Genomic DNA, 13809 nt, shown 5'->3' with positions numbered 1-13809 from the left:
TTAATTTTTTATGGGGCTAAATCCGACTGCTGCTCCGTGAGGATAACGCAAATCGACATAAGCTAATCTATGTCCATCAGGGACATTAATTTCAGGAAAAATTGACACGAAGCGATCGATTTTAGGTGTCCATTCACCTCTTCCTAAACGTAGCTCTACCTGATTTGAAAGTCGAATCGTCCACGATCCTCGATTATCCACTGAAACTGAACTCAGATCTAACTTTCGAGCATTAAGATCTGTACGGATTTTACTCCATGCCTCTAATACGTTTTTACCTTCAGTATCAGGCCCATAGAGTAATGGTAATCCTGATTTATCCATTCTATCTTGCGGCAAGCTAAACACAATGCCTTGTTCTGAAACAAAGTTGACATCATTCCAAATGGCAATAGGTTTGTGTTCTAGTAATGTAATACTTAACCTATCTGGATAAAGCTTACGAACGACCACATCTTTCACCCAAGGTATAGATAAAAGCTTATCTTTGACCTCTTGAATATCTTGCCCGAAATATCCTTTTAGAGCAGGTTCTCCAGATAAAGTTTCACGAATATCTGCATTCGTTGTAAATTGTGTTTTATGAGTCAGGGCATAGGCTCGAATCGGGGTTTTATCCCAACTTTCAAGTATGTTTTGCCAATTACTATATACACCAAATAGAAATAGTGTACATAATAGCACAATTAATGGCTTAATGAATACTAGCCATTTGCGTGAAGAAACCGAAGTTTTTGGGTTAATCACATTAAAACGCACGTTTGTGCTATTTTTTTTGCTGAAAATGCCCATTAAGCACTTAACTCCAACACTTTCTCTACAAGTTTTTCAAATGAAATACCAACTGTTGCTGCCGATTTGGGGAAAATACTGTGGCTTGTCATACCTGGGTTAGTATTTACTTCCACTAAACGGAATTTGCCATTACCATCTTCCATCACATCGACACGGCTCCAACCACGACAACCAACCACATTATAAGCAGCTTTCACTAATTGAGCCACTTCAGCTTGACGTTCATCATTCAACGCTGGCACAACATATTGCGTATTATCAGACACATATTTGGCATGGTAGTCATAAAATTCACCATCCGGGATCACTTGAACCGCAGGTAAAACTTGACCATCTAACACCGGTACAGAGTATTCATTACCCGCTAAAAATTCTTCTACTAATACTATAGAGTCAAATTTTAATGCTTCATGAATTGCAGGCTCTAGTTCTTCTTTGGTTTTTACTTTGAAAACCCCCACGCTTGAGCCTTCACAAGAAGGTTTCACAAATACAGGTAAGCCTAATTTTGCAATAATTTCATCAAAATCGACCGCTTGTCCACGTTGAACTACCACCATATCTGCTGTTGGTAAACCTACTGCATTCCATAATAATTTGGTGCGGAATTTATCTAGTGTTACCGCTGATGCCATCACGCCGCAGCCTGTATAAGGAATTCCCATTTGCTCTAATGCACCTTGTAGCACGCCGTTTTCGCCAATGCCACCGTGTAAAATATTAAATACACGTTGAATGCCTTTTTCTTTTAATTTTTCAATCGGGAATTCTTTGGTATCAATACCTTCAACATTATAGCCTAAACTTCTTAATGCTTCTGTTACTGCAGCACCTGAATTAAGTGAAACTTCACGTTCTTGCGAAACACCGCCAAATAATACCGCAATTTTTTCGTTTTTAATGCTCATTTTAAATCCTTACGCTTTCCAACTTTCTGCCAAACCACGCGAGATACGGCTTACACTACCAGCACCTTGTGCCAAGATTAAATCTCCGTCTTGAATAATTTGATCTAACACTTCGCCTAGCTGATCAGTATCTGAGACTAAAATCGGATCAACCTTACCTAAATTACGGATTGAACGAGCTAAAGCTTTACTATCCGCACCAACAATCGGCGATTCGCCAGCAGCATAAACATCTAATAAAATCAATGCGTCTACTTTAGAAAGCACTTGCACAAATTCATCAAATAAATCACGAGTACGCGAATAACGATGCGGTTGGAAAATCATCACAACACGTTTTCCTTCCCATCCTTGACGAGCCGCTTGAATAGTTACATCAACTTCTGTTGGATGATGACCGTAATCATCAACTAACATAATTTTGCCATTAGGGCGAATAAATGAACCAAGTTGATCAAAACGACGACCTGCTCCTTGGAAATCCGCAAGGGCGGCTAAAATTGCTTCATTTTCAATCCCTTCTTCTTTCGCAACAGCCAATGCCGCCGTTGCATTTAATGCATTATGTGTACCCGGTACATTGAGTAATACATCAATTCGCTCGCCTGATGGGCAAACAACGGTATAATGCCCCTGAAAGCCTGTTTGTTGGTAATCTTCAATACGATAATCCGCATTTTCACTAAAGCCATAAGTAATCACTTGGCGACCAACACGAGGAGCAATTTCCATTACAGTCGCATCGTCTGCGCACATTACCGCTAACCCGTAGAATGGTAAGTTACGCAGAAAACGCACATAAGTGTCTTTCATTTTTTCAAAATCACCACCGTATGTATCCATATGATCAGGCTCAATATTTGTTACCACTGATACCATTGGCTGCAAGTGTAAGAAAGAAGCATCACTTTCATCCGCCTCCGCAATTAAATAACGGCTTGCACCTAAATGAGCATTTTTTCCTGCTGATTTCACTAGACCACCATTTACAAAAGTCGGATCAAGTTTCGCTTCGGTATAGATCATTGAAATCATTGCTGTTGTAGTGGTTTTTCCGTGTGTGCCGGCAATCGCAATACCGTGTCTAAAGCGCATAATTTCTGCCAACATTTCTGCACGGCGAATAACAGGGATTCTAGCTTCACGAGCCGCAATAATTTCTGGGTTAGTTTCATCAATCGCAGTTGAAACGACTACAACGCTTGCCCCTGAAATATTTTCTGCTTGATGCCCAATGAACACTTTTGCTCCCGCTGCTGATAAACGTTGCGTTACAATACCATCTGCAATATCTGAGCCTGAAATTTGGTAGCCTTCGTTAAGCAATACTTCTGCAATGCCACTCATACCTGCACCACCAATCCCGATGAAGTGGATTTGGTTTACACGACGCATTTCTGGCACTAACTTTTTAACTTTATCTTGGAAATTTTTCATTTCTAATCCTAATATGCTCTGCAAGCGGTTGAATTTTTTCACTATTTTGCAAAAAAACGTAAAAATTTGACCGCTTGTCTTCAACTAATTTGCTTCTTGAATAATCACTTCAGCTACACGCTGTGCTGCAGTTGGTGTTGCTTTTGCTCTAGCTCGTATTGCCATATCTAATAATTTTTTGCGATCGGCAATAAGTGGCTGTAAGGCATTTAACAATGATTGGGGATTAAAATCTACCTGTTCAATAATCACTGCTGCTCCAGCTTCTGCCAAATAATTAGCGTTTAAAAATTGTTGCTTATCTTTATGCTGAAATGGCACGAAAATAGCGGGTAAACCAACGGCGGCAATTTCACAAACAGTTAAAGCTCCTGAACGGCAAATCACTAAATCTGCCCATTCATAGGCAGCTTTCATATCATCAATAAATTCTGAAGCGATACCATTACCTGTTTGTTGATAGACTTCCTCAATACCTACTAAATTGTTTTTACCGACTTGATGGCTGATAAACACATTATTACCCAACACTTTTGCAACCTCTGGCACTGTTTGGTTAATTACTCTTGCTCCTTGGCTGCCACCCATCACTAAAATATTAATGGGATAGCCACGTTCCTTAAAACGCTCGTTTGGCAAAGGTAAAGCGGATAAATCTTCACGAACCGGATTACCCACCACTTCCGCATCATTAAATGCCGTTGGAAAGGCTTGTAATACCTTGCGAGCAATTTTTGAAAGCCATACGTTAGTTAAACCTGCCACCGCATTTTGCTCGTGTAAAATAACAGGTACACCACATAATTTTGCCGCAATGCCACCTGGGCCAGAAACATAGCCACCCATTCCCAACACCGCATCTGGCTGGTAATTTTTAATGATTTTACGAGCTTGCATCACCGCTTTAAAGATCGCAAAAGGGGCTTTTAATAATGCACCTAATCCTTTGCCACGCAAGCCTGAAATTTCGATGAAATCAATTTCAATACCGTGTTTGGGTACAAGGTTTGCTTCCATTCTATCTTTCGTGCCGAGCCAGCGGATTTGCCAGCCTTGTTTTTGTAGCTCTCGCGCTACCGCTATTGCAGGAAAAACGTGTCCTCCCGTTCCACCTGCCATCACTAATAATTTTTTAGCCATTTTTAACTCTTCCTATAGGAATATGCAGTGTCCTATTTTACTTGATTTTTAACCCATTCGGGCATATAAAGCGGTTGTTTTGCAAATTTTAAGGTAAAATTAACCGCTTGTTTTATCATATGTTTTTGATTTTTGCGTGACCAATTCGTTCTGCTCGATTCTCGTAATCAATTCTTAGCAATACAGCAATTGCAATTGACATAATCACCAAGCTTGACCCCCCATAGCTCACCAGTGGAAAGGTTAGTCCTTTAGTTGGTAGTAAACCTGAGGCTACGCCTAGGTTTACAAAGCCCTGTAAGAAGATCCAGATGGCAATACCAAATGCCATATAGCCTTTAAAACGTTCTTCCAAAATAAGCGATTCCTTACTGATTTTTAATGCTCGAACTGTAAGCAGGACTAATAAGAGCACAATTCCCATAATGCCAAAGAAACCAAATTCTTCTCCCACTACCGCCATCACAAAGTCGGTATGAGCTTCTGGTAAATATTCAAGTTTTTGTACGGAATTACCTAGCCCTTGCCCCCAAAATTCTCCCTGCCCAAATGCCATTTGAGAGTTAGATAACTGGAAACCATCACCATAAGCATCTGCAAAGGGATCCATAAAGGATGTAACACGTTTTAAACGATATTCGGAAGTCAAAATCAGCACGGCAAATAATACCGCTCCCACTATGCCTAGGAACATAAATTGCATAATTTTCGCCCCCACAATGAAAAGCATTGAGAAGGTCAGAACGAATAATACAAAAGTACTTCCTAAGTCTGGCTGAAGAATGAGTAGGAAACCGAAAATGAATAAAATAACGGCTGGTCTCCAGAAACTTGCTTTTTCCTTACGAATTTCGTCATATTTTCGTACATAAAAACTCGCAAAATAGCAGATCACGGCTAGCTTTGCTAATTCAGCAGGCTGAAAGTTTAAAATACCTAAAGGGAGCCAACGTACTGCACCATTAACGGAACGCCCGAAAATTAATACTGCAATTAAAAAGCAGATAGAGACGAAAAATAATGCAAGGTTATACTTTTCCCATTTTTCTACGGGGATTTGCACAAAGATATAGCAGAAAATAATAGAGGCGATGATGTATAAACCATCTCTAACTGCAAAATAAAATGGATCGTCATTCAATCTCGTACTAACAGGTAGCGAGGCTGAGGTGACCATAATAAAACCGATAATAAGAAGCCCTGCAAATAACCAAATTAGGGTTCTATCATAGAGCGAATTAGAAGGCGTGAGTTTAACCCACTTATCCCATTCTGTTTTAAATTTCTCTAACATTATGCTACGTTTCCTTGTGCTAATGCGATAAAGACATCACCACGTTGTTCAAAATTCTTGAATTGATCTAAGCTCGCACACGCTGGGGAAAGCAGCACCATATCGCCTTTTTTCAGTTGTGGGCGAATAGCTTCAACCGCTTGCTGCATTGTTTCCACTAGCACGCTTTGCTCGCTTAAGGCTGCCAAGGCTTCGCCGTCTTGCCCGAAGCAGTAGCAGATAATATTCGGTTTGTTGATTAACGGTTTAAGTTCAGAAAAATCGGCTGCTTTGCCATCACCACCAAGCAATAAATAGAGTGTGCCGGCAACAGTTAAACCGTTTAATGCAGCCACTGTGCTACCCACGTTGGTGGCTTTGGAATCGTTCACCCAACGTACGCCATCATTGGTTGCTACCGCTTGGAAACGGTGTGGCAAACCGCCGTAAACTTGCAACGCTTTCACAATGCCCTCACGAGGCACATTCGCTGCTTCCGCCAAGGCCATTGCCGCCAACGCATTCATCTCATTGTGGCGACCGCTAATCAGCATTTGGTTGGTATTGATAATGGCAGTATCACCCGAATAAAGCACACCGTGACGCATTGTGTATTCCGCATTATGTTCTGCAAAACGTAGCAAATTTTTGACCGCTTGTTCCGGGTAAGTTTGGGCGTCTTCGCCGTTTACGATGATATGCTCGGCATTGTCATAAATGCGTAATTTCGCCGCACGGTAATCCGCAATGGAATCGTAGCGATCCATATGATCTTCGCTGATGTTTAAAATTGTTGCTGCTTTTGCTTTAAGTGAATAAGTTGTTTCCAGCTGGAAACTGGAAAGCTCAAGCACGAACAACTCATAGTCATCTGCTAATAAACTCAGCACCGGCACACCGATATTGCCGCCCATTCCCACTTTCAAACCGGCCTGTTTAGCCATTTCAGTTGTTAAAGTCGTTACCGTACTTTTACCGTTTGAGCCGGTAATCGCAATGATCGGGGCTTTCGCTTCACGGCAGAATAATTCCACATCGCCCACCACTTCCACACCAGTTGCAATCGCTTCTTGAATTTCAGACGTTGCCAACGCAAGCCCTGGGCTAATCACGATTAAATCGGAGTTGAGCAACCATTCACGGTTTAATCCGCCTGTGTGTAGTGGAATTTCTTTGGCTAATTTATCTGCCCCGGCAGGGTTGACTCGAGTGTCGATTACTTGGATATTAGCATTCTTTTTCTGAAAGAAATCCACACAAGATAAGCCTGTTGTACCTAAGCCGATGATGGTGACGGTTTTGTTTTGGTATTGGTTTTGCATAATTTTCTCTGACTAAACAGCATAAGGTGCGTAAAAGTACGCACCTTATTGATTAACGTAATTTGAGTGTGACTAAGCCGATTAATACGAGCATTAGCGTGATGATCCAGAAGCGGACGATCACTCGTGGCTCCGGCCAGCCTTTGAGTTCAAAGTGGTGGTGAATCGGTGCCATTCGGAAAATCCGCTTTTGGCGTAATTTGTATGAGCCGACTTGTAAAATCACCGACAAGGCTTCTACCACAAACACGCCGCCCATTACCACTAACAGTAATTCTTGACGAACCAACACCGCAATCACGCCCAAGGCTCCGCCTAATGAGAGTGAGCCGACATCGCCCATAAATACTTGGGCTGGGTAGGTGTTGTACCACAAGAAGCCTAAACCTGCCCCAACAATCGCCGTACAAAGAATTACCAACTCGCCGGCATTTGGAATAAACGGAATATGCAAATATTGTGCGAAATTGAAGTTACCCGTTGCCCAGGCGATCAAGGCAAAGGCAGAAGCAACCATAATGGTTGGCACGATTGCCAAGCCGTCTAAGCCGTCTGTTAAGTTTACTGCGTTACTGGTGCCCACAATCACGAAATATGCCAGCACAATGTAGAACAAGCCTAACTGCGGCATCACATCTTTGAAGAACGGCACAACAAGTTGAGTTGCGGCGGTATCTTTACCTACTGCATACATTCCGAACACGGCAACTAAAGCGATGACTGACAACCAGAAATATTTCCAGCGAGCGATTAAGCCGTCCGTATTTTTACGAGCGATTTTGCGATAATCGTCCACAAAACCGACCACTCCGTAACCGAACAGTACAAACAAAGTGAACCAAACATAAGGGTTGCGAAGATCCGCCCAAAGTAGCGTGCTCACTCCGATAGCAGCAAGGATCATCACACCGCCCATTGTTGGTGTGCCACGTTTTTTAAAGTGGCTTTCCGGCCCTTCATTACGCACTTCTTGACCGAATTTTAAGATCTGCAAACGGCGAATCACTTTCGGCCCAATCCAAAGCCCGATCCCCATTGCGGTTAATAACGCCATAATGGCACGGAATGTGATATAAGAAACCACATTAAATGCGGTGTTATATTGCACCAGTAGTTCTGCAAGCCAAACTAACATTGCTTAGTCCTTAAAATAAAAATTAAAAATTAACGTTAAATTGTTTACAAAGCTCGGAAATCACGGTTTCCATTTTTTGGCTACGAGAGCCTTTTGCTAATAATACAAGCGGTTGTTTTTCTTCGATTTTTTGCAAAATAATTGGAATTAAAAACGCAACCATTTGTTGTTTGTCGGTAAAATGATGTTCGGCATTTTGGCTGATGACCGCACTCTCTTTGCCGAAACTCACAATTAAATCTAGTCCTGCTTGTTTGGCGAAATCTGCCACTTCTTGATGGCAAGCAGCCGTTTCCTCGCCAAGCTCCGCCATATCGCCCACCGCAAAAATGCGGAACGCCGGATAATTTTGTAGCACGGAAATCGCCGATTTCATTGAATCCACATTCGCATTGTAGGTGTCATCAATCAGCAAGCAATTTTCGTTAATCTGCACTGGGAACAAACGCCCTTTCACCGCTGAACGCTGCTCAAGCCCGGCTTTCACTGCCTCTAAGTCCGCTCCAACCGACATCGCCAATGACGCTGCCGCCAAGGCATTACTCACATTATGTTTGCCTAAATATGGTAGTGAAATTTGAATATCGCCTTGTGGCGTGTGCATTGTGAAGCGTGAGCCGTTTAGCTGTAATTCCACATTTTCCGCCCAATAATCTGCGGTGGCATCGCTATCTGAAAAAACCAACATTTCGTGCGAGCCGATCTCTTGCAGCCATTCCGGGTAGTAAAACGCTCGATTAACAATCGCCTTGCCGCTGTCCTTCAACCCACGATAAATCTCGCCTTTCGCCTGAGCTACGCCCTCTAACGAGCCAAAGCCCTCCAGATGAGCCGCCGCCACATTGTTCACCAAACAGGCGTCGGGTTGAGCAATAGCTGTAGTATAAGCAATTTCACCGATATGGTTCGCCCCAAGCTCAATCACCGCATATTGATGTTTTTCGGTTAAACGAAGCAAGGTCATCGGCACACCTAAGTCATTGTTTAGATTACCAAAAGTATAAAGCACTTCATCTTCACAAGCGGTCATTTTTTGCAGGATTTTTGCCGTCATCTCTTTCACGGTGGTTTTGCCGGAAGAGCCCGTCATCGCCACTGTTTTCGGGTTCAGCTTCGCTTTTAACCATTTCGCCAATTCGCCTAGGGCTAAACGGCTGTCTGCCACCACAATCTGCGGCACATTTACATCACATTCACGCTCAACCACCACCGCCACACAACCTTGTGCAACCGCATTATTGAGATAATCGTGAGCATCAAAATTCGCCCCTTTTAATGCAAAAAACAAGCCATTTTCAACCGCTTGTCGGGTGTCCGTGCTGGTGGTTTCGATAATGGTGTCTCCACTGCCGATAAGTTTAGCGTTGAGAATGTCGGCGATTTGTTGGGTGGTTAGTTTTATCATTGTTTATCTTTGTATTTATTAAATTCTGTAAATGTATTAACGGCTTAATCAGCAAAACTTGAAATAGCACGGTAAAAATTAAATGCATAATTCATCCCATAAGTAATTACCATCATAATTGCAATGATATTAATCAAAAACAGGAAGATTACTACTTTGGCATTTCCTTCAACCCAAATATGTTTCAAAGAACCCCAGAAATCAAATACCTTTTGTTCTTTATTTTGTAGCTCATACAAGGCTTTTAATGCCTTTTTCGCAAAAATCGAAATATTTACCAAAATAGCGATACTGGCAATAAATAATGCTCCTAATGCAAAAATTAGAATGCCGAATTTTTCTGAATTCCAGTGACCATGTTGAAGTTCAGTTAAGCCGAATAATGCTAATGAAATAAATAAAACTGTTGGAGCAAGGTTACGTAAAAAAGATAGGTAATCCTCTCCAATCTTAAAAATAAAAGTAAAAAGTGTAATGTTATTTTTCATTTCATTCACTTAAATACTTTCTTGCTGTTTCCTGATCTGAAAAATGCAACTTCTCCGTGCCGATAATCTGATAATCCTCGTGGCCTTTACCTGCGATTAAAATCACATCACGATCTTTGGCTTGTGCAATAGCGGTTTTAATCGCCTCTTCACGGTTGTGGATAATTTGCTGCGGCTTAGCGAAACCTTTAACAATATCCGCCATAATTTTTTGGTTATCTTCAGTTCTTGGATTATCGTCTGTTGCGATCACTTTATTGGCTAATTGTTCAGCAATTTGTGCCATTAGTGGGCGTTTGCCTGAATCACGGTCGCCGCCGCAGCCGAAGATGCAGTAGAGTTCACCCTCGCAATGAAGTCGTGCGGCTTGTAACGCTTTTTCTAAGGCATCTGGTGTGTGGGCGTAGTCCACAATCACCATTGGTTTGTTTGGTGCAGTGATACATTCCATTCTGCCTGCCACGCCGACTAATTGCGGTGCGGTTTTAACTAATTCGTTGATTTCAACGCCTAATGCGAGTAAGCCTGCAAAGGCGGTGAGTAAGTTGCTGACGTTAAAGGCTCCGATTAAACGGCTGTTTAGCTCACCATTTCCCCAGCTCGATTCAAATTGAATTGTTGCCCCTTGTAAGGTGAAGCTCACGTTGGTGGCTTTCACGAAACGGTGCTGGCTGGCGAAATTAGGATTTGTGCTTACTGCAACCGCATTTGGCAATTTAGCTAACCATTCTGCCCCGATTTCATCATCAGTGTTAATCACTTGGGCTTGGGTATTGAGTTCGCTAAATAGGCGGAATTTTGCCTCGGCGTACTCTTCCATTGTGTTGTGATAGTCCAAATGATCACGGCTTAAATTGGTGAACATTGCTACATCAAACGCTAAGGCTTCAGCTCGGAATTGAGCTAAACCGTGCGAGCTGACTTCCATCGCACAAAAATCAGCTCCAAGTTCCACAAAATCGGCGAGGTTACGCTGAATTTCGATGGCAGATCCGGTGGTATTTACCGCTTCTTGTACTTTGCCGTATAAGCCGTTGCCGATAGTGCCCATCACCGCTGATTTACCGCCCAATAAATTTCGCCATTGGGCAAGTAATTGTGCCGTGGTCGTTTTGCCGTTTGTACCAGTAATGCCTGCCAACACTAATTTTTGTGACGGATTGCCGTAAAATTCGCCTGCGATTTCAGAGAGTAATTTTGGCAATGCGGGCACGCTCACCACCTTGCAACAAGCGGTGCGATCTAGGTTAAATTTTGCGAACTTCGGTTCGAGTTCAATTTCAGTTTGATCCGCCTCTGCTTCAGCTAAAACAAGGCTTGCCCCTTGTTCAATCGCTTTATCAATAAACTTTCTACCATCCACTTGATGGCCTTTTAACGCCACAAACAGATCGCCTTTTTGCACTTGGCGGCTGTCTAGTGTCATTTGATTGAGTTCGGTTAGTTCTTCAACCCAAGCGTCTAGCTCGGTGAGGAAAGGAAGTAAACGTTTCATTAGCTGACCTTAATTTAGTGTGCGTTCTAATTTGATTTCACGTACGGCGCTTTGGGTATCTTCCGTGAGGTTATCCGGCTTAATATTACGTTGTTTGAGAGCATAACCCATAATACGGGAGAAAAGAGGTGCTGATACAAAACCTCCATAGTAGTTGCCTGCTTTAGGCTCATTTACCAATACAACAAGCGCAAAACGAGGATCGCTCGCTGGAGCAAGACCTGCGGTGTAAGCGATATATTTTTCTACATATTTACCTTTTTCTAATTTGCGAGCCGTACCTGTTTTGATCGCAACTCGGTAGCCATCAACCGCTGCGCGTTGCCCACCTTCACCTTTTGCGGCAACGCTCTCCATCATATGAACAACTTCACGTGTTGTTTTTTCAGGTAAAACACGTTCGCCGATGACTGGTGGATCGACTTTTGTGATAGAAAGTGGACGATAGATTCCAAAGCTACCTAATGTTGCATAAGCACGAGCAAGTTGAAGTGGAGTGACATTCAAACCATAGCCATAAGAAAGCGTTGCTCGTTCAATATCAGACCAACGATTACGATCACCGTTCGAACCACGTTGTTCTCCCAGACCTAACCCTGTATCTTTGCCAAAACCGACTTTACTGTATGTGTCCACTAGCGCATTAGCAGGCATTCTGAGTGCTAATTTACTCACACCAATGTTACTGGATTTCTGTAAAATCCCTGTGATAGTCAAGCTATCTCTTGGGGCTACGTCTTTGATCGTATGCCCATTTACTACGATAGGCCTTGTACCAATCACTTCATCTTTATAAGTTACCTTGTTATGTAAAGCGGTTAATACTGTAAAGGGTTTTACAGTTGAACCTGGCTCAAAGGTATCGGTAATTGCACGATTACGCATTAATTCAGGTTTGAAGCTGTCTCGTTTATTCGGGTTAAATGATGGTGCATTTGCCATCGCTAAAATTTCACCTGTTTGAACATCAACTAATACAGCCGTAGCTGATTCTGCATTGTTTTCTTGAACTGCTTTTTTAATTTCTCCGTACACCATAGATTGCAATTCTTCATCAATGCTGAGCATTACATCCTGTGGATCGTATTGTTTTTCTGACTGAATATTTTCGACAATATTTCCTTTGGCATCTTTACGAATGATTTGCTTACCGTTTTTACCAACTAATAATGAGTTAAAACTGCGCTCTAAACCTTCTGAGCCATGCATATCGTCTTTATCTGTAAAACCGATAAGTTGAGAGGCCTCTTCCGCTAATGGATAAAAGCGACGAGATTCTGCTTTAATCACTAAAGCACTAATTTCAAGATCTTTGGCATATTCGCTAATAGCCTCAGATTGGTGGCGAGATAGATAGAGGAATCGCTGGCGGTTTTTACTGTAAAGTTCATCCATCACTTCATTGTAAGAACGACCAATTTCTTTACTAAGAGCCTGGAACTTTTGGCGTTCTAGTGCAGATTTTTCGCTGTCTAAACGAACGAAGACAGAATTAGGATTATTACGCACTTTTTCGATTAACGCGTTATAATCTAAGCCTGTTACTTGTGCCAGTTGAGTCCAATACCCCTCGCTTTTGGTATTTAAAATAGAACGAGGGTCAAAATCTACTTTCTCTTTTGATACATTTTTCTTCTCAATAAATTTATTAACATTAGCCTCAATTTTGCTTTTTGATGTTTCCATCTCAATCGCTAATGCTCGCCAACTTGCATTAGAACGACGTAATGTAGTATCAAAATATTCTCTTGGATCAAGTGTGAGAGAGTACATCGGTACACTCAGAGAAAGGAAGCGACCATTACGATCAAGGATTCGCCCACGAGTGAATTGTAATTCTTTTGTACGAAGTGAACGGTTATTTGCTTCTTTAATTAATCTTTCAGAATCAAAAAGCTGAATATAAGCGGTTTGTGCCAATAAGCCTGTTACCATTAAGATCATAAAAAACGCAACAACCCCAAAACGTCCAGGTAAAAAACTTGGTGATTTTTTACTCTCTGCTTTTTGAGGTTCTGATTTTGTTACTGGAATTTCTTGTTTACGTTTTAATTTAACTGACTTAACCATTTTCTATTCAACTAAAATAATTTCTTGTTCTTTTTTTATTGGCTCTAACCCAAACGATTTTGCGGCGGCATCCACTCTTGCTCGGCTGCTTCTACTATTTTCTTCCAATTGTAAATTCGTATATTGGCTTTCAAGTTTTTGATTCTCTTGAATCAATTGGCCTTGCTCACTTACGGATAAGCGAGTTTGGTGTGTAATCCAAATAGTTGCAACAGCTGAAATTACAATACCAATTAGCAGTAAAATAGCCACTTTATTATGGCTAAAAATATCATCAAGAATAATTTGGTGTAACGGATAACGTTCGTTTGACATACTAAATCCTATTTCTTAACGCTTTT

The 13809-nt window shown here is 41.8% G+C and carries 12 protein-coding genes; all 12 read right to left on the bottom strand.

What is annotated here, in order from left to right; translation table 11 throughout:
- The 12 genes from A6B40_RS04630 to ftsL all read right to left on the bottom strand — a co-directional run bounded on the left by A6B40_RS04630 (position 1) and on the right by ftsL (position 13783).
- Positions 1–792: a cell division protein FtsQ/DivIB gene (locus A6B40_RS04630; protein WP_025217964.1), complete on the bottom strand. Its 792-nt coding sequence runs from the start codon at positions 790–792 to the stop codon at positions 1–3.
- Complete coding sequence (locus A6B40_RS04625) at positions 792–1703, bottom strand: D-alanine--D-alanine ligase (protein WP_138317383.1); 912 nt, start codon at positions 1701–1703, stop codon at positions 792–794. Before A6B40_RS04625 ends, A6B40_RS04630 begins: the two co-directional genes overlap by 1 nt.
- Before the next feature lie 9 nt (positions 1704–1712).
- Positions 1713–3140, bottom strand: a complete 1428-nt coding sequence (gene murC, locus A6B40_RS04620; protein ID WP_025217962.1) for a UDP-N-acetylmuramate--L-alanine ligase — start codon at positions 3138–3140, stop codon at positions 1713–1715.
- An 84-nt stretch (positions 3141–3224) separates the two neighbouring features.
- Positions 3225–4280, bottom strand: coding sequence for an undecaprenyldiphospho-muramoylpentapeptide beta-N-acetylglucosaminyltransferase (gene murG / locus A6B40_RS04615; protein WP_176671711.1), 1056 nt, complete (start codon positions 4278–4280; stop codon positions 3225–3227).
- Positions 4281–4395: 115 nt separating this feature from the next.
- Positions 4396–5574, bottom strand: a complete 1179-nt coding sequence (gene ftsW, locus A6B40_RS04610) for a putative lipid II flippase FtsW (RefSeq protein WP_176671710.1) — start codon at positions 5572–5574, stop codon at positions 4396–4398.
- Complete coding sequence (murD, locus tag A6B40_RS04605; RefSeq protein ID WP_176671709.1) at positions 5574–6875, bottom strand: UDP-N-acetylmuramoyl-L-alanine--D-glutamate ligase; 1302 nt, start codon at positions 6873–6875, stop codon at positions 5574–5576. Before murD ends, ftsW begins: the two co-directional genes overlap by 1 nt.
- A gap of 52 nt (positions 6876–6927) precedes the next feature.
- A complete protein-coding gene (gene mraY / locus A6B40_RS04600; protein ID WP_025217958.1) occupies positions 6928–8010 on the bottom strand; it encodes a phospho-N-acetylmuramoyl-pentapeptide-transferase in 1083 nt (360 codons plus the stop codon).
- Between the two features lie 22 nt (positions 8011–8032).
- Positions 8033–9415 carry a UDP-N-acetylmuramoyl-tripeptide--D-alanyl-D-alanine ligase gene (gene murF, locus A6B40_RS04595; RefSeq protein ID WP_176671708.1) on the bottom strand — a complete coding sequence of 461 codons (1383 nt, stop codon included), beginning with the start codon at positions 9413–9415 and terminating at the stop codon, positions 8033–8035.
- A gap of 44 nt (positions 9416–9459) precedes the next feature.
- A complete protein-coding gene (locus tag A6B40_RS04590) occupies positions 9460–9903 on the bottom strand; it encodes a hypothetical protein (protein WP_176671707.1) in 444 nt (147 codons plus the stop codon).
- Between the two features lies 1 nt (position 9904).
- Positions 9905–11398 (bottom strand): UDP-N-acetylmuramoyl-L-alanyl-D-glutamate--2,6-diaminopimelate ligase, encoded by a 1494-nt coding sequence (gene murE / locus A6B40_RS04585; protein ID WP_176671706.1) that lies wholly within the window; start codon positions 11396–11398, stop codon positions 9905–9907.
- 9 nt (positions 11399–11407) lie between these two features.
- Complete coding sequence (locus tag A6B40_RS04580; protein ID WP_176671705.1) at positions 11408–13468, bottom strand: penicillin-binding transpeptidase domain-containing protein; 2061 nt, start codon at positions 13466–13468, stop codon at positions 11408–11410.
- Between the two features lie 3 nt (positions 13469–13471).
- Positions 13472–13783 carry a cell division protein FtsL gene (gene ftsL / locus A6B40_RS04575; protein WP_025217953.1) on the bottom strand — a complete coding sequence of 104 codons (312 nt, stop codon included), beginning with the start codon at positions 13781–13783 and terminating at the stop codon, positions 13472–13474.
- Positions 13784–13809: the final 26 nt, after the last annotated feature.

The organism is Mannheimia varigena, assembly GCF_013377235.1.
Taxonomy (GTDB): Bacteria; Pseudomonadota; Gammaproteobacteria; order Enterobacterales; family Pasteurellaceae; genus Mannheimia; species Mannheimia varigena.
This window is presented reverse-complemented; position numbering and strand designations above follow the sequence as displayed.